Origin of the sequence: Haloechinothrix halophila YIM 93223, assembly GCF_000504245.1 — a bacterium.
Lineage (GTDB): Bacteria > Actinomycetota > Actinomycetes > Mycobacteriales > Pseudonocardiaceae > Haloechinothrix_A > Haloechinothrix_A halophila.
The window spans coordinates 1,153,923-1,177,649 of record NZ_KI632509.1; the positions used below are offsets into that span (position 1 = coordinate 1,153,923).

At 65.8% G+C, this 23,727-nt stretch carries 23 protein-coding genes and 1 pseudogene; 12 read left to right on the top strand and 12 right to left on the bottom strand.

Annotation, left to right across the window (positions count from 1 at the left end):
• The first annotated feature begins 47 nt into the window (after positions 1 to 47).
• Positions 48 to 473, top strand: a complete 426-nt coding sequence (locus AMYHA_RS05380) for a hypothetical protein (RefSeq protein WP_034268571.1) — start codon at positions 48 to 50, stop codon at positions 471 to 473.
• Here AMYHA_RS05380 and AMYHA_RS05385 read toward each other — a convergent pair whose 3' ends face one another.
• Both AMYHA_RS05385 and AMYHA_RS05390 read right to left on the bottom strand, forming a co-directional pair.
• The gene (locus AMYHA_RS05385; protein WP_034268573.1) at positions 474 to 1,241 is read right to left on the bottom strand and encodes a hypothetical protein; all 768 of its coding nucleotides are present in this window, start codon (positions 1,239 to 1,241) and stop codon (positions 474 to 476) included.
• A 131-nt stretch (positions 1,242 to 1,372) separates the two neighbouring features.
• Positions 1,373 to 2,614: a M15 family metallopeptidase gene (locus AMYHA_RS05390; RefSeq protein WP_157361834.1), complete on the bottom strand. Its 1,242-nt coding sequence runs from the start codon at positions 2,612 to 2,614 to the stop codon at positions 1,373 to 1,375.
• Between the two features lie 95 nt (positions 2,615 to 2,709).
• Between AMYHA_RS05390 and AMYHA_RS25530 the strand changes: the two genes are divergently transcribed.
• On the top strand, positions 2,710 to 4,074 hold the full coding sequence (locus AMYHA_RS25530) for a S8 family serine peptidase (RefSeq protein ID WP_051399567.1): 1,365 nt from the start codon (positions 2,710 to 2,712) through the stop codon (positions 4,072 to 4,074).
• Positions 4,074 to 4,742 (top strand): hypothetical protein, encoded by a 669-nt coding sequence (locus tag AMYHA_RS25535; RefSeq protein WP_051399568.1) that lies wholly within the window; start codon positions 4,074 to 4,076, stop codon positions 4,740 to 4,742. The genes AMYHA_RS25530 and AMYHA_RS25535 overlap by 1 nt, the downstream gene beginning before the upstream one ends.
• 73 nt (positions 4,743 to 4,815) lie before the next feature.
• Here the strand turns inward: AMYHA_RS25535 and AMYHA_RS05405 are convergent, their stop codons facing one another.
• The 3 genes from AMYHA_RS05405 to AMYHA_RS05415 form a co-directional block, all read right to left on the bottom strand.
• On the bottom strand, positions 4,816 to 6,369 hold the full coding sequence (locus tag AMYHA_RS05405) for a S8 family peptidase (RefSeq protein ID WP_084036839.1): 1,554 nt from the start codon (positions 6,367 to 6,369) through the stop codon (positions 4,816 to 4,818).
• Positions 6,370 to 6,438: 69 nt separating this feature from the next.
• The gene (locus AMYHA_RS05410) at positions 6,439 to 6,936 is read right to left on the bottom strand and encodes a hypothetical protein (RefSeq protein WP_034268576.1); all 498 of its coding nucleotides are present in this window, start codon (positions 6,934 to 6,936) and stop codon (positions 6,439 to 6,441) included.
• Between the two features lie 329 nt (positions 6,937 to 7,265).
• Complete coding sequence (locus AMYHA_RS05415) at positions 7,266 to 8,657, bottom strand: helix-turn-helix domain-containing protein (RefSeq protein WP_034268579.1); 1,392 nt, start codon at positions 8,655 to 8,657, stop codon at positions 7,266 to 7,268.
• A 206-nt stretch (positions 8,658 to 8,863) separates the two neighbouring features.
• On the opposite strand from AMYHA_RS05415, the gene AMYHA_RS26275 reads away from it, so the two are divergent.
• On the top strand, positions 8,864 to 9,925 hold the full coding sequence (locus tag AMYHA_RS26275; RefSeq protein WP_034268581.1) for a nucleotidyltransferase family protein: 1,062 nt from the start codon (positions 8,864 to 8,866) through the stop codon (positions 9,923 to 9,925).
• A 53-nt stretch (positions 9,926 to 9,978) separates the two neighbouring features.
• Positions 9,979 to 10,311 (top strand): DUF5988 family protein, encoded by a 333-nt coding sequence (locus tag AMYHA_RS05425; RefSeq protein ID WP_034268584.1) that lies wholly within the window; start codon positions 9,979 to 9,981, stop codon positions 10,309 to 10,311.
• Positions 10,312 to 10,315: 4 nt separating this feature from the next.
• Here AMYHA_RS05425 and AMYHA_RS05430 read toward each other — a convergent pair whose 3' ends face one another.
• Positions 10,316 to 10,765, bottom strand: coding sequence for a hypothetical protein (locus tag AMYHA_RS05430; protein WP_034268588.1), 450 nt, complete (start codon positions 10,763 to 10,765; stop codon positions 10,316 to 10,318).
• Between the two features lie 148 nt (positions 10,766 to 10,913).
• The gene (locus AMYHA_RS05435) at positions 10,914 to 11,762 is read right to left on the bottom strand and encodes an IclR family transcriptional regulator (protein ID WP_407919872.1); all 849 of its coding nucleotides are present in this window, start codon (positions 11,760 to 11,762) and stop codon (positions 10,914 to 10,916) included.
• A gap of 210 nt (positions 11,763 to 11,972) precedes the next feature.
• On the opposite strand from AMYHA_RS05435, the gene AMYHA_RS05440 reads away from it, so the two are divergent.
• The 5 genes from AMYHA_RS05440 (at position 11,973) to AMYHA_RS05460 (ending at position 17,314) form a co-directional block, all read left to right on the top strand.
• Positions 11,973 to 13,337 (top strand): tryptophanase, encoded by a 1,365-nt coding sequence (locus AMYHA_RS05440; protein ID WP_034268591.1) that lies wholly within the window; start codon positions 11,973 to 11,975, stop codon positions 13,335 to 13,337.
• 162 nt (positions 13,338 to 13,499) lie between these two features.
• Complete coding sequence (locus AMYHA_RS05445; RefSeq protein ID WP_034268594.1) at positions 13,500 to 14,474, top strand: AraC family transcriptional regulator; 975 nt, start codon at positions 13,500 to 13,502, stop codon at positions 14,472 to 14,474.
• 75 nt (positions 14,475 to 14,549) lie between these two features.
• Complete coding sequence (locus AMYHA_RS26280; RefSeq protein ID WP_330759431.1) at positions 14,550 to 14,900, top strand: helix-turn-helix domain-containing protein; 351 nt, start codon at positions 14,550 to 14,552, stop codon at positions 14,898 to 14,900.
• Positions 14,893 to 16,569 (top strand): tryptophan 2-C-methyltransferase, encoded by a 1,677-nt coding sequence (gene tsrT / locus AMYHA_RS05455; protein ID WP_034268597.1) that lies wholly within the window; start codon positions 14,893 to 14,895, stop codon positions 16,567 to 16,569. Before AMYHA_RS26280 ends, tsrT begins: the two co-directional genes overlap by 8 nt.
• 106 nt (positions 16,570 to 16,675) lie before the next feature.
• Positions 16,676 to 17,314: a hypothetical protein gene (locus AMYHA_RS05460; RefSeq protein WP_157361836.1), complete on the top strand. Its 639-nt coding sequence runs from the start codon at positions 16,676 to 16,678 to the stop codon at positions 17,312 to 17,314.
• A 20-nt stretch (positions 17,315 to 17,334) separates the two neighbouring features.
• Here AMYHA_RS05460 and AMYHA_RS05465 read toward each other — a convergent pair whose 3' ends face one another.
• The gene (locus AMYHA_RS05465; RefSeq protein WP_157361838.1) at positions 17,335 to 18,474 is read right to left on the bottom strand and encodes a hypothetical protein; all 1,140 of its coding nucleotides are present in this window, start codon (positions 18,472 to 18,474) and stop codon (positions 17,335 to 17,337) included.
• Positions 18,475 to 18,783: 309 nt separating this feature from the next.
• Between AMYHA_RS05465 and AMYHA_RS05470 the strand changes: the two genes are divergently transcribed.
• Complete coding sequence (locus tag AMYHA_RS05470) at positions 18,784 to 19,809, top strand: daunorubicin resistance protein DrrA family ABC transporter ATP-binding protein (protein WP_034268606.1); 1,026 nt, start codon at positions 18,784 to 18,786, stop codon at positions 19,807 to 19,809.
• A 32-nt stretch (positions 19,810 to 19,841) separates the two neighbouring features.
• Positions 19,842 to 20,702 (top strand): ABC transporter permease, encoded by an 861-nt coding sequence (locus AMYHA_RS05475; protein ID WP_169732901.1) that lies wholly within the window; start codon positions 19,842 to 19,844, stop codon positions 20,700 to 20,702.
• Positions 20,703 to 20,789: 87 nt separating this feature from the next.
• On the opposite strand, the gene AMYHA_RS05480 is transcribed toward AMYHA_RS05475, so the two are convergent.
• The 4 genes and pseudogenes from AMYHA_RS05480 to AMYHA_RS25550 all read right to left on the bottom strand — a co-directional run bounded on the left by AMYHA_RS05480 (position 20,790) and on the right by AMYHA_RS25550 (position 23,710).
• A complete protein-coding gene (locus AMYHA_RS05480; RefSeq protein WP_330760646.1) occupies positions 20,790 to 21,326 on the bottom strand; it encodes an IclR family transcriptional regulator in 537 nt (178 codons plus the stop codon).
• Positions 21,327 to 21,377: 51 nt separating this feature from the next.
• Positions 21,378 to 21,647: pseudogene (locus AMYHA_RS28260) on the bottom strand (helix-turn-helix domain-containing protein); the annotation flags it as partial.
• A gap of 482 nt (positions 21,648 to 22,129) precedes the next feature.
• Positions 22,130 to 22,513, bottom strand: coding sequence for a RidA family protein (locus AMYHA_RS05485; RefSeq protein WP_034275958.1), 384 nt, complete (start codon positions 22,511 to 22,513; stop codon positions 22,130 to 22,132).
• A 42-nt stretch (positions 22,514 to 22,555) separates the two neighbouring features.
• The gene (locus AMYHA_RS25550; RefSeq protein WP_051399572.1) at positions 22,556 to 23,710 is read right to left on the bottom strand and encodes a lytic transglycosylase domain-containing protein; all 1,155 of its coding nucleotides are present in this window, start codon (positions 23,708 to 23,710) and stop codon (positions 22,556 to 22,558) included.
• Positions 23,711 to 23,727: the final 17 nt, after the last annotated feature.

Below are 23,727 nucleotides of genomic sequence, written 5' to 3' on the forward strand. Positions count from 1 at the left end.
TTAGTAAAACGTAAGGCACGGCAAAGCCGAGCGGAAGGTGAGTTTTGATGCGTTTCGCCATGGTCGCTCCGCACCAGGGCGCCGACTCACTAGAACCCGTGCGCGACGACCTCGACCTCTTCAACGTCGAGGTGGTCACCCTCGGGCTGTCTTCCGCTCCTAGCCGCACTAACGAGACGGCGGCGCGATTCGGTTCGTCCGCCGAACGCGTGCTGGACGATCTGGTGTTCCACGGGCCGTGGGACGGGGTGCTCGTCGCCGTCAACGCGCTGGCAGGCAGTCCCCGGGTCCCGCAGGACGCGGTGAAGCGGTTCGCGCGCCGGATCCGTCACATTCTCGGTCCGCAGCTGCCGGTCGGTGTCATCGACGACGTCAACGTGGACCTGCCGCGGCAACTGTTCGACGGCATCATGGCGCTGTGGTTCCTGCGCGTCGTGGCCCTCGACGCGGCGGATCGGGCGGCGGGTCGCTGATCAGCTGCTCGAGCGAAACTGGGGTCGTTCGCCGCGCAGGATGGCAGCGGCCGCGTCGGTACTGACCTGTCCAGGGCAGCCGTACTTGATCCACGTCGCGCCGAGCAGCAGGGCGCCGCAGTCGGCGACCATCTCGGGGCCGCCGTACGGTGCGAGCTCGCGCTCGACCTCGTCCCAGTCGCGATACACGTGGCCCTGCATGTGGTGTGTCCACTCGTGCACCGCGACGGAGTACACCTTGTCGCACGGAGTTCGTGGCGCGATCCAGATGCGGTCGCCTGGCACTTCCGCTCTGCCCCACGCGCCGGTGTCGGCGATGATCCAGTCGGCAGGACGACCTGCCCTGCCATGCTCGAAGTTCTCCATCCAGTCGCAGCGAGCTTTCGCGGGCCGCGGCGGGGGCAGCGTGGACGGTGCCGGGGCATCCGTCGTGGGCGTCGCTGGCCGCCGATCCGTGCGACGCGGTGGGGTCTTCGGTTTCTTGGGCGGTGCGGCGGGCCGCTGCTTCGTGACCGCAGCCGCTGCCGTCGTCGGCACGACCTGGTCGTGGGTGGCAGCTGACGTGGGAGTCGTGCCACCGCCTGCCGCGCCACCAGCACCGGGATCACCTGCCGCGGTCGTGCGTTGGTACTGCACCGTTGGTCCACAGCCCGCGATGATCAGGACGATGAGGACGCTGGCCATGGCGGACGCGAAAGCGGAAGCCGCTGCAACGGCGCGACGGACGGTGGGGCAGCGAAGGAATGCGGTGACCGGCTGTCTGCCCATGGTGGCTCATCATAAGTCGAGCCCTTGGCATTTGAAATAGGCTACTCTGGTGATGAAACATCGAGATCGTCATCGACGTCGCTTCGCGGCTGCTGCTCATGCGGCGCTGATGACGTCTGCACCTGGGCAGCTCAGGTCCGAACCAGTGCGGCCAACTCGAAGTGCATGGGGTCGGTCCAGTCCCAATCGCCACCCCAGGCGAACCCCCATTTCTTGAAGATGGCAACGACGTCGCGATCGATCTCGCCCTTGGTGCCTCGGTGATTGCCCGCCACATTGAGATCGAAGGCAATGCCCCAGGTATGCAGGGAGAGCCCTCTGTTGGGGTCGTGTCCGATGAATCGGGGTACATAGCAGCCGCCATAGTCGCCTGGGTCGATCGCCGCGGTGAGCCCGCGCCGCACCACTTCGGACAGCGCGGCCCGCAACTGCGGCAGCATGACTCGGTGGCAGGTGACCGTGCCCAGAATGGGCACCGACTCGGTTCGGATATTGGCGTTGACCCATTCCGGCTCCGGCTGTACTGAACCGTCGGGGAAGTAGCGGTAGCTGAAGGTGCCTACCGCCTGCGCGACGGCGCCTCCGGTGAGTGCGGCGGTGTGCGAAACCGTTGCCTCGGTTGGCGGCCGCAACACGGTCACCGTCGCTCGGTGCCGTGCTATGTCCCGTACGGCGGCAGAACCCGCCGCGATGTCGCCGCGCAGCGCGATCACGAGCGCGTTGTCTGGCATGACCCCGAGTTGTTCGCCGCGCTCTTCGTTCATGACGGCGTGCACCCGCGGAATGGTGGTCGCGTGGGCGCCGATCCGCAGCGGTAGCTCGGCTTCGTTCCGCCTGACCGTCAGCGTGCCGCCGAGCGGCTGGTCGAGGCCGGCGGCGATCTCGTGATCGAGGATGATGTCGCCCGCCGCGACAGCTCGCCACACGCCATCGGTTGTCGCGGTCGTCGGTGGGGTGAACCTGCGATAGCGGGCCGCGTCGACGGCGGCGACGGTGATGGACCGGTCCGCTACGCGCACCGAGGCCAGTCCCACGGGAATGGCCGCGCGCACCTGGTCCATCGCGCGTATCCGTTCCCGCAGCCGAGGTCGGAGCGGTGCGGTGCCGATGACAAGAAGGTCCGCACTGACCAGTTCGCCGGTCAGTCGCGATCGCGCTGCCGCCCAGTCGTCGGAACTGGGCGCGATGAACTCCGCGGCGGCGGGTGCGACCTGTTGGTCAGCGCCCCGCGCGTCAGCGATCGCAACTCCGGTAGCTGACGGGGCAGTTGCCTGCGGGCCGCAGCCGGTGAGTACGGCGGTGGACGCGGTGATGACGGCGAGCGCGGCCATCACGCGGGCGCCGAACCTGCCGTGAGAAGACCCTGCCGTCACTCACCACCTCCGACGATCGTTATCAGTATGTATCACTTGAAGTCCATTAGCTGCAACTGCTATTTTATTTCTTGATCGGGGTGACGGGAGGCGGTATGCGAGCGCTGATCTCGATCGTTGCTGCCTTCGTCTTCGCCCTGCTGGTGCCCGCGACGTCGAGTTCGGCGTACGCCGACAACCCTGACAACGACACCGCGCAAGAACGAACCTGGAACTTCGAGCAGGCCAGGATTCCCGGAGCACAGCGCACGGGTAACTGGGGCAAGGGCGTCACCGTCGCCGTCATCGATACCTGGGTGGACTTCGGGCACCCCGATCTCAAGAGCCGGATCGCGGGTTACGCACTGTGTACCGACAGTGCCTCCGGCTGCCGCGACAACGCCTTCGACAGGGACCGCTGTAAGCACGGCACGCACGTGGCAGGGACCGTCGTGTCGGGCCGGTACGGCGTCGCGCCCGACGCGCGGGTGTATGCCGTCCAGGTGCTCAGCTACGACCCTGCGAGCGGGTCGTGTGGTGGCAACTCCGAGGACGTCGCACGGGGCATCCGGTTCGCCGTCGCCAAGGGCGTGGGTGTGATCAACCTGTCGCTCGGCACCCTGGTCCCCGGCGTGTTTTCCAGCGAGGCCGTCGCGTCCGCTGTCGCCGACGCCGCCCGTGCCGGGGTCGTCGTCGTGTTCGCCGCGGGAAACAGCACGGTTCCGCTCAGCGATGACTACGGCTCGAACGCGCTGCTCGTCGCCGCGACCGGGCCGGACGGCGAGATCGCGTCCTACTCGACCCGAGGCGGATCGGTGTCGCTCGCCGCACCTGGCGGTGACGACGGTGCCGCGGGATTGACGGCATGCCGGCCGGACACGTGCATTTTCTCCACGGTTCCCGATGGCGCGTATGGGTTGTTCGAGGGCACGTCGATGGCGGCGCCGCACGTGTCAGGAGTCGCGGCGCTGCTGCTCTCGCAGGACCCGCGACGCGGGCGGGCGGACGTCGTCAGGTCGCTGCAATCGACGGCGCGCCCGCTCGCGGGAACGCGCCATGGCCTGATCGACGCGACCGCGGCGCTGGGGTTACGGAAACAAGCTCCGTCGCCGACGGCGACGCCTGGCGGCACGCAAGGGAAGCAGCCGGATCTCGATACGCGGCAACGCACAAGGCAGCCGCGGCCGTCGCCGGAGCGAACAACACCAAGCACCGGCGTCGCGCCGGACAATTCCCGTGCGGCGACCTTTTCCCGCGACCCGGTGGCCCAACAGCCTGGCGACGGGGAAGGAACCAGAACGACCGAGCAAGCAGCGCCGGTGGGTTCCCCAGGGGCAGGCCAAGGCGGTGGGAGTCCCAGCTCCGGACTGCCGCTCACGATGCTCTGGGGTGGGCTCGCCGCCGCCGGAGCCATCACCGTGTTGGTGGCCGCGACGGGAGCGACCCAGCGTCTCCGGCGGACTCGCTACGACGATCCGTGATGCGCAAGACGAATGGCAGCTCCGTTGCCGACCTCGCGAGGAAACGACAGGATGCCGCCGCCGCGCGGCACCCGGTACGTGGGCGGGTCATCGGTCTCGCGATCACGGCGGCCGTCGTCGCGGTAGGCGCGGGGCTGGTCTTCGCCGCGAACTCGAGCGATCCCGCCCGACACGACGCTGCCGAGAACCGCTCCCAGGTGACGCCGTCGACCACGACCAGCGCGGCGCCGTCACTCACTCCGCGAGGCAACATCCCGAAGGAAGTGGGCGAACTCGCGGGTTTCGGCTCGGCGGACGCCCCGGACCAGAACACCTTCACGATCGAGGAGATCCTGGTCGACCCACCGTGCGCGGCCGGTGGAGGCAGGCCGGACGGCGAGCACACCATCCTGCTTGACGTCACCGTGCGCACTGGTGTCGACACGAAGCGAGCCGAGATGCTCGGCCGCATCTTGACCCCTGGCTTCTTCGCCGCGATAGGCCCTGATGGCACCGAGCATGACGCCTGGCCAGGCGAATGCACGGATCCCGCCGACGCGCTGCGGGACGATTTCGGCCCCAACAGCGAGTATTCGGGCACCGTGGAGCTACGGGTGCCGGTGCGCTCGGGCACGTTGATCCTCAACGGCGTCATGACCAACGCGGCGGGCTGGGAGTGGCGGTTCTGACCCGCCACGCCCAGCTCGCCGTCGTTTCGAATCTCCGCACGGGTCAGAACGTGCTCGGACTACGCGCGCGGACTCACCCGCCGCACGTCGCGGCCGGTTCCGATGTGGTGCCGGACGATGTGTGCTGCTGCTCCGTCGTCATCTGGTGCCCGCCGAGTGCTTCGACGGCGCCGACGACGTCGACGAGGCCGGTGCCCTTGTCGAAGGAGGCCTGGTACTCACCGGCGTCGTGGTACCGCGCGCCGTCGGCGTAGCGGTAGGCGCTGGACTTCAGCGCGTGCTCGATCTCGCCAGGCGTAGCGGATGGGTCGAGCTGGAACAGTTGCGCCACGATGCCCGCGATGTGCGGGGCGGCCATCGACGTCCCGCTGATGGTGTTGAACGCCGCGACGTCCTGGGGGTTCTTACCGGAGCGCGGCGCGCCGCCGGTGGAGCAGATCGCCAGCTGCGGGCGGCACGCCGACGTGATCTTCTCGCCTGGCGCGGAGATGTCCGGCCAGCTCGCCGGCTCGGATCGGTCGCCGCGCGAGGAGTACTCAGACACCACACCGTCGCGGGTGCCGGTGTCCTGATCGAAGTAGGACGCCACCGAGACGATTCCTGGCGTGGGGTCCTGACCGGGCGGATTGGAGCGGTTGACGCTGCCGTCGCCGCCGCCGTTGCCATTGGCCCACACCGTGACGACGCCATCGGCGGCCAGCTTGCGCTGCAGTTTCGCGGTGGCCGATTCGGGATTGAACTTCCCGCCGGACGCCGGGCCGTAGGAGTTGTTGGTTACTTTGATCGGCGGGCACTCCGCGGCGGGCACGCCCTCACCGCACGGTGCGTGGTGGTTGTTCAGCACCCACTCCAGTGCCACATTGGCGTTGATGATCGCCAGACCCGCGCCCATCGACAGCGACACCAGCCGTGCGCCAGGTGCCGCGCCGCGTGCCGTCGCGTCGCCTGCGATCTCGGTGGGCTGCCCGGCCACGATGCCGTTGACGTGGGTGCCGTGGCCACCAGCGGACAGCGTGTCGGTGTCGACGCGCGGACCGGCGTCGGTGAAGCAGGCTTCGAGGTTCGAGCGCACGACACCGCACAGGTATTTGAGGTTCGCGACGACGACGCTGTCGCCGTCCTCGGTCCGGAAGAACGGGTGCGTGGGGTCGACACCGGTGTCGATGACCGCGACGGACACGCCGCTGCCGTCGAGCCGCGAGCCGGAGCGAGAGAGCGAGTCGGCGAGTGCCTGCTCGCCGCGCGTCGCGTCGTGCGAGCTGGTGGTGAACAGCTCGATCGGCTGGTTGCCCTCAACGAAAGTGACGCCTCGCTGCCGCGCCGCTAGCGTGATCCGCGGCGGGGTGCCGCTGGCGATCGTGACGCCGATGCTTTCCAGGTCGCCGAGCCGTTCCAGGCCCGCCCTGCCCACGGCGGATCGTGCCGCGGCGAGGTCCGTGCCGTGGACGAGGACCGTCAGCTCATCCGTGGCCGAGACGGCGTCGAGCTTGTCGACGAGCCAGGGGTCGACCGGGGCGGCACCGGCGAGGCCACCCAGCGGGTTCGCCGCCGCGCTCGCGGGGGCGAAGAACATCAACAACACGAAGGCGATACTGGCGAGACGGGCTGATCGACCGCGACGGGACATGTGGTGGCTCCTCTTCCTTCCGGTGCGAACACCGGTGGAGCGGTGCCGCGTGGGTGGCTGCTGGCGAGATCAGCTCGGACTTGCCGCGACGGCCGCCGCGAGCACGGTGGCGAGTGTGGGAAGCCAGCGGGCCCGGCTGCGTGGCGGCTTGATCCAGCGCACGCCGCGGTTGGCGGGGGTAGGCAGCGGAACCTTGTACGGGCAGCCGAGCACGCTGACGCCGGGCGGCATCTGCGACTGTGAGAGCACCAGCTCATTGGGATCCGCGAGGAACACCCAGCCGTCTACGCCCAAGCCGAGGTCGAGCACCGGACCGCATGACTCCTGGCGCTGGAGGTGCTCCGCCGTCGCACCCGCGAAGATCGCCTGCACCAGCACGCCGACCATCCCGCCGCCCATTTGCAATGATCCGGTGTCGTCGACCGCCCAGCCGTAGCCTTCCCGGTACAGCCGCGCGGTGTACGGCGTCTCGCCGATCGGTAATGACCGTTGCGTCCGCTGGCGCGGTTCAGGATGGGGCGGGGCTGGCACGACCGGCTGTGACTGCTGTGAGGCGGGGGCTGTCATCGCGACTCGCTCTGCGTCGTCACCCTGATGCCGTGCACGCGAGGCATCGCGGTGGGCGGATGGACGAGATTAATGAAACATATATCTCAACTAGTGATAGAGAATACGGCGAGTTGTAGCGAGTGGTCAAGGTAGCCACCGGGACGGATCAGCGCGTCCACCAGCGCGTCCGCGCTCGTCGGCGCTGGCCGGCGTCGCGCGTGATGCGGCTGAGCATCACCCACCGGCACCCACGCAGGCGCCCGGCTACGGCCTGGGTGGTCGTAGCCGGGCGAGGACGTCGTGCGTTCGCGGTCGTGGTGGGTGCGGTGGGAGCGACCCAACGCCGATCAGGCGTACACCCCCATCCGGGGCACCAGGGTGCGCGCCGCGTCGAGCAGCGACCGGACGGTGGGCGCGTAGTCGGCGACGTCGGCCGAGGTGGCCCGGTTGTCTCTGCTGGTTGGCGTTGCCAGTTCGAGTGCACGCTGCCGCAGCAGCTCCAGCTGCGAGAACCGTAGCCCGAACTGCGCGGTGACGGCGCGGCTGACGACGTTGGACGCCGAGTTGGCCGTTGGCCGCAGCCCCTGGCGGGCGAGCATGCCGGATCCGATCAGCTGTGCGGCCTGGCAGACCAGCAGGAACGCCGCTGCTGGCGAGTTCGTCGCGAGCTGGTCGGACGCGTCGAGGTGGGATTCAGCGACATCGAAGAACGGCGTCGCGTCCGCGTCCGTGCCGCTGATCAGCTCAAGCTGACCGTCGTCGAGCAGTTCGCTGAGGACGTCCTGGCCTTGCTCCCACGACGCCACGATCGACGGGTGGCCCGCGGGTCTGCGCAGCACGGCGACGTCGACGACCGGCCGCCGGTCGCGCTGGCGCGGGATCGTCGTGCTATTCACCTCTGCCTGGCTGTCTTCCGTGCCGACCAGGGTGTACTTGATCTCCCGGCGGATGCGCTTGCTCGTCCGCTCGATCGTGGCCTCCAGCTCTGGCTCGTCCAGTGCCGTCTCGTCGGGCACCGTGAGCCGGATCTGGACCGTCGTCGGGTCGATGCCTGGCAGCCCGGCGAAGCGTTCCGCCCAGGTGCTGCACACCGTGATCCTGGTGATGCCTGGTACGCGGCCGAGTTCTTCGCTGAGGACTTGCGGTACGCCGTAGGTCACCCGGATGAGGTCGGTGAGCGGGCCGACGATGGGCCGGTCGGTGACGGCGCGGACCAGCCGGACCGTGCCCACGTTGCGACGCGCCAGGATGCCAGCGGCCTCGAGCAGGTCGCTCTCCTTGGACACCGACGCGAGCGAACCACCCGCGTGGTCGGCGAGTTCGGTGAGGCTGAACGCCCGGTTCGGGTTCATCAGCGTCGCGGCGAGAATGCCAGCCTGCACCCGCGACCGGAACACTGGTAGCAGCGCGGGCGTGCCCTGGTTGCGGCGGGACGTGTTCGAGTTGACCGGCGGATTCGCGGTCACGGCCGCGTGGCCGAGTTGGCTGCGCCTGCGTGCCGCTGCCGCGCCCGCGTCCAGTGTGGACTTCGGCACCTGCAACGCGACCGACAACCATTGGCGCCACTCGTCGCGCGGCACCTGTCGCCCCCGCTCCCAGCGAGCGACTCGATCTCTGCCCATGGTGGCTTTGCCTGAGATAGCGGCGAGGCGGTCAGCGAGTTCGTACTGGCTGATCTTGAGCCGCTGTCGCGCGGAGCGAATGAGCTGTCCGATCGGTGGGTCGGCGTTCGTTTGCATGTGCCGGGGCCCCTTCCCAAGAGTCGATTACTCCAGATGTTCGACGTTACGAGAACCCGCTGTCCCATGGGCGTGCACTTCTATCCGCTTCGCGTGCTCGGGCGGAGGGATTTTCCACCAGGGTTTAACGGAGCCCCTGGTTGCACGTTCGGCCTTCTATGACCGTTAATTCGACACCTGTGGCCAAAGCTGTGCAGGAGCCTCTTATGGAAACGTGCCAGGTTTCTCTTTCGGACACTCTTCTGCCTTCGGGATCATCCCTGCGCAATTGTCTCGCCGCCATGCAAGCTACGGGTTTCGACACCGCTTTTCTTGTCGATTCCGAATCACGGCTCATTGGTGCCGTCACCGCGGAGGCGGTCCGCGCGGCGCTGGTGAACGGGACCGACGTCGATTCCCCCGCCAGTGAAGTCGCCGCGTATCCCGCCGTTGTAACGGGGCCGGACGACAGCAGAGCTCGTGTCGATGACGTGATGCGTGCGGTTGGTGTTTCGCAGGCCCCTGTCGTAGACGGCAGCGGCAGGGTGGTCGGCGTGCACGCCAGTAACGGTGTGATCGGGACACCCCAGCGATACAATTGGGCCGTCATTATCGCCGGTGGCCTCGGAAAACGACTTGCCCCGGTGACGAACAATATCCCCAAGCCGATGGTGCGGATCGCCGGGCGTCCTATTATCGAACATCTTGTATTCCATCTCGTCTGTGCCGGAATACGACGGATCTTCCTTTCGGTCAACTATCTCGGGCATATGATCCAGGATCATTTCGGCGATGGTTCCGGATTCGGCTGCGCCATTGAATATTTGTGGGACGATGAAGATCAGCCCTTGGGAACCGGCGGGCCATTGAGCCTGTTATGGGATTCCGGGGAGCGGCCAGATCAGCCGTTGCTTGTGCTGAACGGGGATTTGGTGACCGGGTTCGCGGTGGGGAAGCTGCTCGACGCGCACGCGGCCGGTGGGGCGGTGGCGACCATCGCCGCCAGTGAGTACCACCACGAGCTGCCGTTCGGCGTTATCGAGAGCGAGGACGGCAGGCTTCGGCGCATCGCGGAGAAACCAGTGCACACGTGGCCGGTCAACAGTGGCATCTACGTGGTCGACCCGTCGCTGCTGTCGCGAGTGCCGAGGGGGAAGCTCTACCCGATCACCAAGCTGTTCGAGCAGTGCCTGGAACGCGGCGAGCCCATCGGCGTATGGCAGATGGACGACCCTTGGCAGGACGTCGGCAAACCGGAGGAACTCGCGCGTGCGCGCGGGCAGCGGTAGCGGCCAGAACTCGCCCTCTCAGCGTCGGCCGTACCCGCTGTGAGACTGGAAATATGACCGACATCACACCGGATCGCGAACAGTGGCAAGCCGCTGCCGCGCCGCTGGGCGCGCCCGCCAAGGATGCTGAGGACGCCAAGGGCACCGAAGAGGTCGCCGGGGTTGCGGAGTCGCGGGGCACCGAAGCGCTCATGCCGGCCGAGCTGTGCGGATCGCCGTTCGCCGTGCCTGGTGTGATGGTCACCAGGGCGCAGGTGGCCGACGGCACGCTGAAGATCCCCTGCGCCAACGGTTACGACCACTTCGAGTTCGACTCCTACGTAACCAGGAACGGCACGCTGATCCCGGTGTTCGCCTGGACCGACAGGACAAGGGTCGCGGAGTAGTGGATCACAAGCCCGTCGGGCCGGTCGCCGGGCCGATCGCGATGCTGCGCAGCGTCCACAGCACGGCGAGGCTCTCGCTGAGCTGGTCCGCGATGTCGGTGCGCGCGTCGTCGACCGTGCCGACCGGGACGTCGGGCCCCAGGATGCGGCGCACGCGCTGGGCGACCTGCCGTGCCGTGGAATCGGGGCCGTGGTGCGCCGACCTGTCGCCGTCGGGCACGTCCCGATCAGGCCCGCCGAGGATGACCAGAACGCCATCCCATGGTCCTCGCAAGGTCAGTTCGTCGAGCATGTCGTCGGTAACGCGCCGAGGGACGCCGCCGTCGCCGCATGGCGCGTGGCCGTCGTGCCGGGACGGCAACACGACGACCTCGCCATCGCCGGGGTCGAACGCGGTGTCCACCGGGATGAGTGAACCCGTGTCATGGCACGGTGCGAGCATCGCGAACCGCATGGAAGCCGCCTTCCGGGGCCATCGTCTTAGGCGTGTCCGACCCACCCAACGTGGCGTGCCGCCCGCGCGGCAAGGGGTCCATTGCAGGCGTGGGTGCGCGCCACGATCCCCCTCGGTGACACCAACGCCCCGCGGGTGTCTCGCCCGGTCAGTCGGACGATGGCGAGTCGTCGGGAACCGGCATCGTGCCCAGCTGCTCCGCCACCTTCTTCAACGCCGCCGCCGCGCGCTCGACGTCCTGCACGGTGAACCGTGCCGATGGCGCGCTGAGGCTGATCGCGGCTGGCAGCCGGGTGCCGAGGATCGGCACCGCGACGCACCGGCCGTCCAGTTCGTTCTCACCGTTGTCGACGGCGTAGCCCACCCTGCGCACCTTGGCCAGCTCATCGAGGTATGTGTCGATGTTGGTGATGGTGTTCGGTGTGCGCTGCTCCATCCCCGATTGCTCGAGCAGTTCCCTGACCCTGTCATCGGACATGTGCGCCGCGATGGCTTTGCCGAGCGCGGTCGAGTGCAACGGGTCCCGGTCGCCTCGGTTCGCCGCCAGCCGGACGCCGCGCTTGCTTTCCACGATGTCGAGGTAGATGATCCGGTCGCCGTCGAGCAGGCCGAGGTTCGCGGACTCGTCGTGCTCGTCCCTGAGGTGTTCCAGCCATGGCCGTGCCCGCTCGCGCAGCACCTCGAGGTGGCGCGACTGCATGCCGACGAAGCCGAGGCCGAGCCGGAACAGCCCGGTGTCGGGGTCCCGCTCAACGTAACGATGGTTCTCCAGCGTCCAGAGGTACCGGAACGCCGATGATTTCGGGAGCCCGGTCTCCATGGCGAGTGCGGGCAGGGGAACACCATCGACGGATTCCTGCAGAAGATTCAAGATCGCACACACGCGCTGGACCGCTCTGACGGTGTAATCGCGCTCTTCGCGCGGTGGCACGTCATCGCCGCTGTTGTCGCCAGCCTTGCCGTTGGATTGCTGCCGCCCGGTCGCCAGCGGACTCACCCCTTTTCCCGATTAAAAGCGTTGTTTCAAAACTCTATCCGACTTGAGTGTAACCACGCAGGGGGCTATCTCATGCCGTTATGAAACGCCTGGACAACGAGCGGATCAACCGGTTGCGACCAGGTGGCGGGACGGGTTCAGCCAACTGGCCCTGACGTGCGGCGTCCTTGCTTCTGGAGACTCGGAGACCACCGCGTCGAGGGAGAGCAGATGCCAGCCTTCATGGAACCGTTCCGAATCAAAGCCGTCGAACCGATTCCCTTCCCTTCGGCAGCCGAGCGTGAGGCCGCGCTCATCGAAGCGGGCTACAACATCTTCCAGATCCCCGCCCGGTTGATCACCATCGACATGCTGACCGATTCCGGCACCAGTGCGATGTCGGCGGCGCAGTGGTCCGCACTGTTTTCCGGTGACGAGTCCTACGCGGGCGCGCGGTCCTTCGAACGGTTCGAGGCTGTGGTGCGGGAGCTGACCGGGTACCCCGAGGTGATCCCGGTGCACCAGGGCAGGGCCGCCGAGCGCATCGTGCTGCATCAGTTGCTTCGCGCCGGGGACGTCTCGGTGTCCAACACACATTTCGACAGCACCCGCGCCAGCGTTGAGGCGGCGGGTGCCTTCGCGCTCGACCTCCCGGTCGAGTACGACGACACCACGTCGTTCGGGGGTGATATCGACATCGACAGGTTAGAGCGGCTGCTGGCAGGGGACACCGGTGCACCGGTGCGGTGTGTCGTGCTGACCGTCACCAATAACGCCAACGGTGGTCAGCCGGTTTCAATAGGCAATGCCCACGCTGTCCGTCGATTATGCGATGAACATGGCATCCCGTTTCTGCTCGACGCGTCCCGCTTCGCGGAGAATGCCTATCTGGTCAGCACGCGCTCGCCAGATGTCGCCGGCAGGACACCACGTGAAATCGCACGCGAAATTTTCGGATTCGCTGACGGCTGCTGGGCGAGCTTGAAAAAGGATGGGATCGGCAATATCGGCGGGCTGATCGCGTTGCGCGATGCGGCACTGGCCAAGCGTTGTCGCGCGAAAGTCATTGAGACGGAAGGGTTTCCGACGTACGGAGGACTCGCCGGTCGTGATCTCGACGCACTGGCGCAGGGGTTGCTCGAAGTGACCGAAGTGGACTATCTGCGGTATAGGGCGGAGTCGGCCCGCTGGTTCGCCGATGCGCTGGCACAGGCTGGGCTTCCGGTGCTGCGGCCGACCGGGTGCCATGCGGTCTACGTCGACGCTGGGCAGTTGTTGCCGCACATCCCGCCGCAGCGACTGCCTGCGACGGCGCTGGTCAACGAACTGTACCGGGTGGGCGCGGTGCGTACGACCGAGCTCGGCACGCTGGTGTTCGGCCGACCGGGCGCCGATGGGTCGCCCGGTACTTCCGCACCACGCGAACTCGTCCGGTTCGCCATGCCCCGAAGGGTGTATACGGTGAGCCATTTGCAGTATGTCGCTGAGATCGCGGAACGTGTCGTGGCAAAGGCGGCCGATCTCCGGGGGTATCGGATCGTTGATCAGGACGATGTGATGCGCCAGTTCACGGCGACTTTACAGCCGGTCGAGTGATCCACACTGTAGTGGTAGTGGACTGGACACGGAGCGTCGATTCGCTGCCGCCTCGTTATTACACGAATGGCCCTAGAAGCGCACGTGGAAATCTGCAAGCGTTGGCATTGCATGGTAGGGAGGGGAAACTCATGTTCGGTAGATAAGGAATCGTGCGCAGCGATGACCAGACTTCCATTATCGCAGTATCCGCTCTTCGATTCGACGGATCTGGACGATACGCGGCAGCGGGTGGCGCAGGTATTTTGCGATCACCGAATTGATTTGGTGGGCCGGGCGTCCCAGCTTGACACGCATATGAACTGTCAGCGGATACGTAACACCGCGCTCGCTTCAATCACATACGGGGGTGATGTCAAGGTTGAGCCAGGGGAATGCGACAACTTCTTTCCCGTGTTGACCATTTTGGAGGGACGCGGGACGTTCCGGTGCGGGGCCGAGAGCGTCGACGCCACGCCGGACGTCATTCCGGTCGCGTCTCCCACAATGCACCTGAGCATGCGGCTCACCGCTGGGACGAAGCTGGTGATCGCCAGGATCGAACGGCCGGCGCTCGAGGCTACGTTGCGCGATCTGCTCGACCAGTCACTGCCGTGGCCGATCGAGTTCAAGCTCGGCATGAACATCACGGAAGGCCTCAGCGCGACGTGGGCGAGCGGATTCCGGCGTTTCGTGAACGAGATGGACCGCAACGACCGCACCTGGTCGCACTCCCGTTCCGCGCAGGGATTGGAGCGCTGGCTGATGGAGGGACTGCTGCTCGCGCAGCCGAACAACTACACCGGGATCCTCAACGGGGAAGCGCTGCCGGTGCCGAACCGGGTCGTCGACGCCGCGATCGAGATCATGGAAGCGCATCCGGAGTGGGACCACACCATCGGCAGTCTCGCCAGTGCGGTAGGCGTGAGCGCGCGGTCGCTGCAGGATGCTTTCCGCCGCTACACCGACGTCACGCCGATGCGCTACCTGCGCAACGTGCGACTGGAGCGGGCGCAGCAGGATCTGCTCGCCGCGGAGCCGGACACCACGACCGTCGGCAAGATCGCGGCACGCTGGGGGTCGCAGCACCTGAGCCGGTTCGCCTCCGCGTACCACGCCCGGTTCGGGGAGTATCCGTCGACGACATTGCGCAAGTGAACGCCCGCGCGGACTGGATGAGGCCGCGCGGAAACTGGCTCGTGCGCGGTCTGCTGGCCCCCTAGCGTCGACTGCGTGTCAACGTACAGCCGCAAAGGGTCGCATTCAGTACGTCCCTACCGAAGCGAGTCGATCGGCAGCCTGGTGCGGCAAGCGCGTCAGGAACTCGGTCTCAGCCAGCACGCGCTTGCCGAGGCGCTCATGTCGTTGTCCAACAACTACGGGGTGAGCAGAACAGAAATAGCCCGCTGGGAACGCGGGAAACGGGTACCGGGGCCGTACTGGCGGGGCTGGCTCAGCTCGGCGCTCGGCGTCCCCGCCGAACAACTTGGTGCCGCTGCACGCGCGGCGCGGGCGCGGCGTGCCGCGACGACTGGGCCCGCGCGCACCGACTCCACCGACGCTGGAGATGGCATCCATGGGTAACGCACTAGTGACGCTGATCAACCCGAATTTCGTGTATCCGCCGATCACGCCGTACGCGCTCGACATACTGACGACGTCGCTTGAGGCGGACGGGTTCGACGTCGAGGTGGTGGACCTGACGTTCCGCCGTGAGGACTGGCAACAGTGCCTCCGGGAGTACTTCGCGACACGGGATCCGATGCTCGTCGGTGTCACGGTCCGCAACACCGACACGATTTACGCGCAGCAGCAACGGGTCTTCCTCGACACCCATCGCGATGTCATCGACACCGTGAAGGACTGCACCGCCGCGCCGATCGTGGCGGGCGGCGTCGGGTTCTCCTCGATGCCGTTCGCGCTCACCGATTACTTCGACATTCCGTACGGGGTGAAGGGGCCTGGCGAGCACATCATGGTGCGGCTCGCCAGGGCGTTGCACGCCGGTGGGCGCACCGACGACATCGTCGGCCTGCTGATCAACCATGGCGACGGCAAGGTGCGCCAGGTGCTGCCGTATCCAGCCAGGGTGCGGCAGGAACGACCACCCGATGCGGTGGCCACCGGCACGGACCTCATCAACACCAGCACCACGTACCTGCGTCGTTCGGACACACCCCATAAGGTCGACAACGTGCGGTATTACCGCACTGGGGGACTCGGCAACATCCTGACCAAGAACGGCTGCGTGTACGCCTGCTCGCATTGCGTCGAGCCGGACGCCAAGGGCACCCAGTTCACCCGGCGCGAGGTCGCCGCCGTCGTCGACGAGATTGAGTCGCTGACCGATCAGGGCATTGACGACGTCCACACCACCGACAGCGAGTTCAACCTCGCCATCGCGCACACCAAGGCGGTGCTGACCGAGATCGTGCGGCGCAAGTCGACTGATCCCGCGACGTCGTTGCACCGGCTGCGACTGTGGATTTACGTGCAGCCGATGCCGTTCGACGACGAGTTGGCCGAGTTGCTCGCCGCGGCTGGCTGCGGTGGCATCAACGTGGCGCCCGATCACGTACGCGACGACATCCTCGACGGCTGGAAGGTCACCGGCAGGGGACGGCGCTACTACACTTTCGAGGACACGCACCGGGTGTGCTCGCTTGCCGGGGACCATGGCATCCCCACGATGGTCGAGGTGCTGCTCGGAATGCCGGGCGAGACCGAGGACACGCTGCGGGAATGCGTGAAGCGCACGCTCGACCTCGATGCCACCGTCACCGGATACAGCCTTGGCATCAGGGTGTTCCCGTACTCGCCGCTCGGCATCCAGCTCGCGCGGGAATGCGACGGCGCCCGCACGGTGCGTGGCCTGCAGTCCATCAGCGCGCTGGAGCCGATCGTGCTCACACCGAGTGGCCGATGTTCGACGGTGGAATACGAGCGACAGTTCATGTTCGACCGGCATGACCGATTCCGGCCGGTGTACTTCCTGTCGCCGAATCTTCCTGAGGACCGTGCGACGGTGGACTCGCCGAGCGGGCGCTGGGCGCATTCCATCGAGCTGCTGCATGACCTCGTGCCCGAGGAGGAGCTGCACCGCGTGATGCTGCCGACGCTTCCCGGACTGACCCAGGACGACAACAACTACGCCGACAATCCATTCCTGCTCCGGCTGATCGAACTCGGCTACACCGGCGCGTTCTGGTCGCATTGGCCGCGCCGCGCCGAGATCATGCGCGACGTGGCATGACGTCGCCGCGCGTCGCGGTGTGCCGCCGCGAGCCGCACGACGTTGTGGCGGCCGACATCGCGACGTGGCCTCGCGGAGCGGGTGTGCCAGGACGTGAGGTGGTCCCGTGACCCGAGCTCGTGAACGACTTCCCGCCAATCCGATGTCCATCTCGTTGGCGATCACCCATCGCCGCCTGTGGTGGCAAACTGACGACGACGATCACATGCCCGAACGCTGGGAGGTGTCGGCGGACGTCGGCGAGCTGGGTGCCTGTCCACTCGGCCACCGGCATGTGGGCGACATCGAGCTGGTGATCGCCGACCTCCGCAGAGAGCGGAACCTGCTCGACTCGGCCGAGCTGGGCGAGTGGGCGCTGGAGTTCATCGCGGACACCGTCGTCGACTCCGAGTCCGGACGGCTACAGCCCGAGCTGGATGCCGTGATCAGCGAGGGAGCCGCGCGGATGGTCATCGTGCGCGACTTCGAACTGGTCGAGTCCTGGCGCGGTCACGGCGTTGGCGCACTGCTCATCGCTGGCGCGTTGCGGTCGTTGGCGCGGGCGGCGCGGCTGGCGGCATGCCGGGTCTCGCCCGCCGACTTCCTGTGTGCGACGGCCGATCGTGTCGCCGCCGAGCTAGCGAGTGTGCGCATCGGCGCCATGCTGGAGCGGATCGGTTTCGTGCGGTGGCACGGTGTGCATGTGATCGACCTGCGTGACCCCGCGCTGCTCGACGCCCGGTTGACGGTGCCTGACCGCTCGTGACGGGTGGGGTTGGCAGGTGGTCAGGAGGCGCTGAGCCGCTGGCGTGGCGCGGTGTCGATGGTGTCGCGGGCGCGGAGCGCGTTGATCTCCTGGGTGAGCGCCTTGAGGTGAGCCAGGATCGTCGCCCGCTGGGCGCGCTCCTGGTTCAGTTCCGCGCGGACCCGGTCGAGTTCTTCGCGCAACGCCTGAACATCGGACGTGGCGCCTTGATGCTCGGCGGACCTGCTCGCCATGACAGCCTCAGCGATGGTCACCGCATGCAGGCTCGCGGGCTGGGCGATCGTGGGACCCGGTTCCCGCGCGAGGAGTACGCGATCGAGTTCGACCGCCTCCGGGGGTAGCGACGACTCCGCGCCCCTTGTGCGCTCGATGAGACCGAGCATGCCGGCGAGCCGTCGCGGGCTCGACTCGGTGATCCGGCCGATGCCCAGGATCTTGTGCCGCTGCGGGTCGCGAGGATCGTCGAGGTCGACGCACGGTAGGAAGGTCCTGACCGTGCCGGACGGCACAGCGTGACCGGCGCCCACCATCTCGTTGAACTCGCGATTCACCGTGTTGTCCAGGAGGAAGACGCTGCCGAGACCGACGAGGTGCCACGTGACTTGCGTGGCCCAGTCAACGAAGTCGTCGGTCTCGCGGGTTCCCTGGCTTGCGATGTAGACGGCCCCGAGCCTTGAGTCGTCGGCGAGGTAGTCCATGAGGTCAGGCAGGTTGCGGCTCGTACCCCACTGTGGCCTCGCCGTCATCTCGGTTCTGCCGTCGTAGCACGTCAGCTTGCCGAGCAGGTCGCGGAGCACACGGGGCACGGACATGCACGCGAACGGCGAACTCGGTTCTGGCCGGTTGCCGTCGACGGTCTCGATCTCCGACCAGAGCCAACCGGGAGCGTCCGGGCGTTCCAGTGCGGTGAACGTCGTGCGCCAGACGTCGCCTCGCACCGCGGCCTCGTGCACCCGGCGCCACCGATAGATCTGGCTGTCGCCGTCGTGCTCGCGGAAGATGGTGAGGACGTTGTCGTCCGCGAAGTCGTATCGCCCTGGCGTCGCCGGGTCGACCTCGATCTGCTTCGCGAGGGACCATCGCGCGATGTGGCCGATGACGGTCTCCACGAGTGACTGTCCGGGATCAACTCGGAGGAAAGATCGGAAACCGACGGCCATGGCGCAACCCCTTCCGTCTTAGTCGTGCCATGTTTTGGCACTTAAAACTAAAGGCTCATTAAGCGAAAAACTACGTCTGAGGGTAGGCAATGTCAACGTCATCGCACGCATACGAACGGCTGACCTGTCTGGTTCAGATAACCCCGTTTTATTTAGCAAAATGACGGGTCGCGATGCTTCGGCGATCAGGAACCTACCTCGGTGCCGGACCGTGGGGCATGTGTGTTCGAGAATATGTCTATACCGTCAGGTTCTGACGCCGGAATTACACCCATGCCAGGCCGACGCTCGGTGTCCTAACTTAACCGCATGGCAGTGCGAAGCGAACTTCGTCCCGGGGCGGTCTCCAGTGGTAGCAAGGAGTCTCCCGCGATTCAGGTCGCTGACCTGGCTAAACGATATGGATCCATTGATGCGGTTCGTGGCGTCTCGTTTGCCGTGAAAAAGGGCGAACTCTTCGCTTTCCTTGGGCCAAATGGTGCGGGAAAGACCACGACCATCAACATGCTCTGCACCCTGGCGCTGCCGAGTTCGGGCGGTGCGACCGTGGCGGGTTTCGATATCGCCGGTCAGGCGCGTCAAGTGCGGCGGCATATCGGTTTGGTGTTCCAGAACTACACCCTTGACCCGCAACTCACCGCGGAAGAAAATCTTCGCTTCCACGCCGTCCTCTATCGAATACCGCGCCATGAGGTTTCCGCTCGCATGGAGCGAGTGCTTAATCTTGTAGATTTGCTGGATCGCAAAAGCAGTAGGGTGTCGACATTCTCGGGCGGCATGATTCGGCGCCTGGAAATCGCACGCGCACTACTACACATGCCCCGGGTTCTGTTTCTTGACGAACCGACCGTTGGACTGGATCCACAGACTCGTTCGAGGATGTGGCAGGACGTGCTTCACATGCGGAAGGAAGACGTCACGATATTCCTTACGACACATTATCTGGACGAGGCGGAAAATGCGGACCGGATAGCGATCATGGATCACGGCGAAATTGTCGCATGTGATACACCAGCCGCGCTCAAGGCGGCTGTCGGCGCCGATGCTGTCGATTTGGTGACAGCCGACGACACAGTCGCACGGGACTCGCTGGCTCAATGTGGCTACGACGCGCACATTATCGGAGGCGGAGTGCGTGTGTATGTGGCTGACGGCGAACGGTCTGTGTCGGGGCTGGTCGCGGGCTCTGATGTCGAGATACAGCAACTACGTGTTCATCGACCAACTCTGGATGATGTGTTCATGCACTTCACTGGCCGGGATATTCGCGCGGAGGGTGGTGGGTTGAGCGCGCAGGAACAACAAGCCCGAACTGTAGCGGCCGGTCGACACTAGGAATTTAGATGACGATACGCGAGGTTACTAGGGTGACTGATAGCCACGTTCGCGACGAGGTGAGCCGCGGGGAACCATTCGACTTGGCCGCGGAGGTTCGGACCGCGATAATGGTCGCGCAACGTGAGTTGCTCAGGTTCGTCCGCGCTCCGGGGCGGTTGTTGGCCAGCTTCGTATTGCCATTGACCTTCTTGCTGGTTTTCGGCCTCGGTCTCAACCGTCTTGTCGGCGCCTCCGGGAGTGTTGAATTCGTTCAGTTCGTATTGCCAGGGGTTGTCGGGATGATCGTTGTCATGTCGGGCGTTGGCAGTTGTGTACTGGTGATATGGGATCGCGAATTCGGCTTTCTGCGTGAAATGTTGGTCGCACCGCCGCATCGAGTGAGTTTGGTTATCGGGAGGATGGCGGGCGGAGTAGCCGTCGCGGCGGCCCAAGGTACGATCACGCTGCTATTCGCGCCGGTTCTTGGTATCAAACTGAACGTGCTGACCGTACTCGCGGCAGTTGGAATCGTTGTACTCATGGCGATCGCTGGAACCGCGGTCGGTATGTTTTTGGCGAGCTGGATCCGGCGGATGGAGAGTTTCTCGGCGATCATGCCGCTCGTGATGATGCCGATGATGTTCCTGTCTGGTGCTTTCTTTCCAGTGCACAATCTCCCTGGGTGGCTCGCCGCGCTCGTACACGTCAATCCACTGACCTATGGAGTGGACTTGCTCCGGCGGGTCGTGCTGTCCGCCCACGTCGGAACGGCCGATTCGCACAGTCCGTTCACAGCGGGCGTTGAGTTGTTCGGGTATCGCCTGCCCGTCGCCGTTGAGGTTGGTTTCATCGTGGGCCTGATCCTGTTGTTCGTTACCTTGACTGTGCGCCGTTTCGGTAGGCCCGAGTGACAAGTCGCTCGGCGGCTCGAGTTGGCACAACTCGGCTGAGTCCGTGTGCCAGGGGCCGGAGGCTGCTCAGTCCGGATTCGCGGCGGTTCAGTCCTCGGATATCGGCGTGGTGCCGAGTTGCTCGGCCGCCGCCTGCAGCGCCTTCGCCGCGGTCTCCACCGCCTGGATCGGAAATCGGGCAGCCGGTGCGCTCAGACTGATCGCCGCGGGAAGCCGCGTGCCCAGGATTGGAACGGCGACGCAACGGCCGTCCAGCTCGTTCTCCCCATTGTCAACCGCGTAGCCCACCCGGCGCACCTTCGCCAACTCGTCGAGGTACCCGTTCACGCTGGTGATCGTGTTCGGGGTGCGGTAGTCCATGCCGACCTGGTCGAGCAGCTCCCTGACCCGATCGTCGCTTAGCTGACTCGCGATGGCCTTTCCCAACGCCGTCGAGTGCAGTGGGTCCCGATCACCATGGTTAGCCGCGAGCCGAACGGTACGTTTGCTCTCCACGATGTCGAGATATATGACGCTGTTTCCGTCGAGAATACCGAGGTTCGTGGATTCATCGTGCTCATCCCGGAGCTGTTCCAGCAATGGTCGGGAACGTTCGCGGAGCACCTCGACGTGTTGTGATTGCATTCCGACGAAACCTAGGCCGAGTTGAAACAGGCCAGTTTCGGGATTGCGCTCGACGTACCGGTGATTCTCCAGTGTCCAGAGGTAGCGGAACGCGGACGATTTCGGGAGACCGGTAGCCGCGGCTACCGCTGGCAGCGGAACCCCGCCGTCCACTGACTCCTGTAGGAGATTCAGGATGGCGCAGACACGCTGGACGGCTCGTACCGTATAGTCCCGTTCCGCTATCGGGGCGCCGTCATCGGAGTCGTTCTTCCGCCTTCGTCGCGGTGGCAGTGGACCCACCTCTTCCAGAGTCGAATTTTCTTTGGAATCCCAGATCACGGCGTACCGTCACATGGGTGTCATTCTGTGACTCGCCAACGTTCGGCTCTTCGGTGCCGTGACGCTAGTTGTCGGTGTGAAGGGTCGAAGTAATCGACAGCGCGGCCCCTTGTGTCAGCATCTCCCAGGCCAGCAGTATTGCCAGGTCGGGCAGGCTTATTTCATTGTATGAAATAAGCCTGCATCTCGCAACCGGGTTTGGTCGCTGCTGTGGATCTCGGTTTATGGCGAGTTGACACTTTCTCGCGCACGGGCGTAGCGTTCTCGGTCAGTCTGGCTATTTGTTCGATATCATTCTTTCTTATCATTTACCGCGTGCATCACCGCGCTGATTTTTCGCGGCGATGAGTAGTGTCATCGACATCGGTGACAGAATGCCGGACGCCGGTACCCGGCGAATGATCGTTCGGTAGCGTCAAAGGCGACGTCGTTCCTGGTGGAAGACCGCACACAGCGGGCAGTGCCGCCCCTGGCGGTAGACGTCACACGACGTGGCTCGTTCCCGCGTAGGCCACGACGTCGATCTCGAACTTGATCGCGTCGGTGAGGCAGTTCGTGATGGTGGTCCGCGCGGGTAGTGGGTGCGAGAAGAAGCTCCGATAGAGCCGATTGAACTCACCGACGTCGTCGGGGTTCTGAACGTAGGCGCTCACTTTGACGACGTCGGTGAGATCGAGGTCGAAATCCGTGAGAATGTCACGGACGTTCTCGATGGATCGGTGCATTTCGTCGGCGAACGTCCCTGACACGATCTGCCCGTTATCGTTCACTGAGGCCTGGCCCGACACGAACACGAGGTCACCGGCTCGGACCGCCTTCGAGAAGTTCGCGGTGTTGCCGTCACGGGCAGAGGTCGTCTGGGTCATCACAACACCAATCGTGGTCGACGCGGCACGGAACAAGGACGTTCATCGTTCGATGTCTAGCACGCGGGAGATCATGTCGGCATTGGTGGGTTTCTCGGCGTTGTCTCGGACGGCCTTCACCGGATCGGGCTCATCGGGAACCGGCGCCTTGTGCTTCGTCGGCTTTGTCTGGTCCGGTCGCTCGGCCGGAGCGGCCTTGCGCAGCGGTTCCGATGTCCCCGAACTCGGCTGGCTCTGCTGCTGGCGCGGCCTCGGCGGTGCGGCCTGGACGTGATCCCGATCCCGTTTGCGATCGTTGTTGGCCGTCGTTTTCTGTGCGACCTGAGTGGCGGCGCCGGCGCGCACGTCGGGAATCGCGACAGCTTTACCGGAATAGACGTCCAGCCACGCGAGCACGATTTCCAGGTACCGCGTCGAGTAGTTGTAGCTGAGGATCGCGGCGCGCAGATCGCCAGCCTGGCGCAGGTCGCGATCACCGGCGCACAGATAGTTGGCCGACGCGACCGTCGAGTCGTAGATGTTGTGCGGGTCTGCGACACCGTCGCCGTTGCCGTCCGCGGCCCATCCTGCCCAGGTGGACGGGATGAACTGCATCGGTCCGACCGCACGGTCCCACACGGTGTCGCCGTCGTAACGGCCGTTGTCGGTGTCGCCGATCGCCGCGATGCCAGGACCGCCGTCGAGGCGTGGCCCCAGGATTGGCTGCAGTGTGGTGCCAGCGCTGTTGACGTTGCCGCCGCGCGCGTGGCCGGACTCGACCCGTCCGATCGCGGCGAGCAGCGCGACGCTCATGCCGCACCGCGGATCGGTCGCGTTGCTGTGCTTCTCGGCGGCACGGTAGGCGCGCAGGGCACTGCGCGGAATGCCGAGCCCGTCGATGGCGGGTGCCTTTCCGGTACTTCCCCTCGGAAGTGCGCTCACGACAACGACGGCTTCCGTGTTCGTGGGGAGAGGCGGCGGCTGCAGGAACAGTGCGGTGCCGCCGTCGGCACCGTATGGTGCGTGCGCCGCGACCGCCCCGAACGGGACAGCGGCGATCGGCGCCGCGTAGCCGGCATTGGTGAGCAGAAGCAGCCCAGCCATGGTCAGGTGCAGCCCGCGCTTGAGATCGAGCGGGGGCAGCGATTCGACCTCCCGAATGCCCGATCGGATGGTGCGTACGATCAGGTCGACAACGCGGGTGACGCGACCGGCCATGCCCGAGCTCCCTCGCA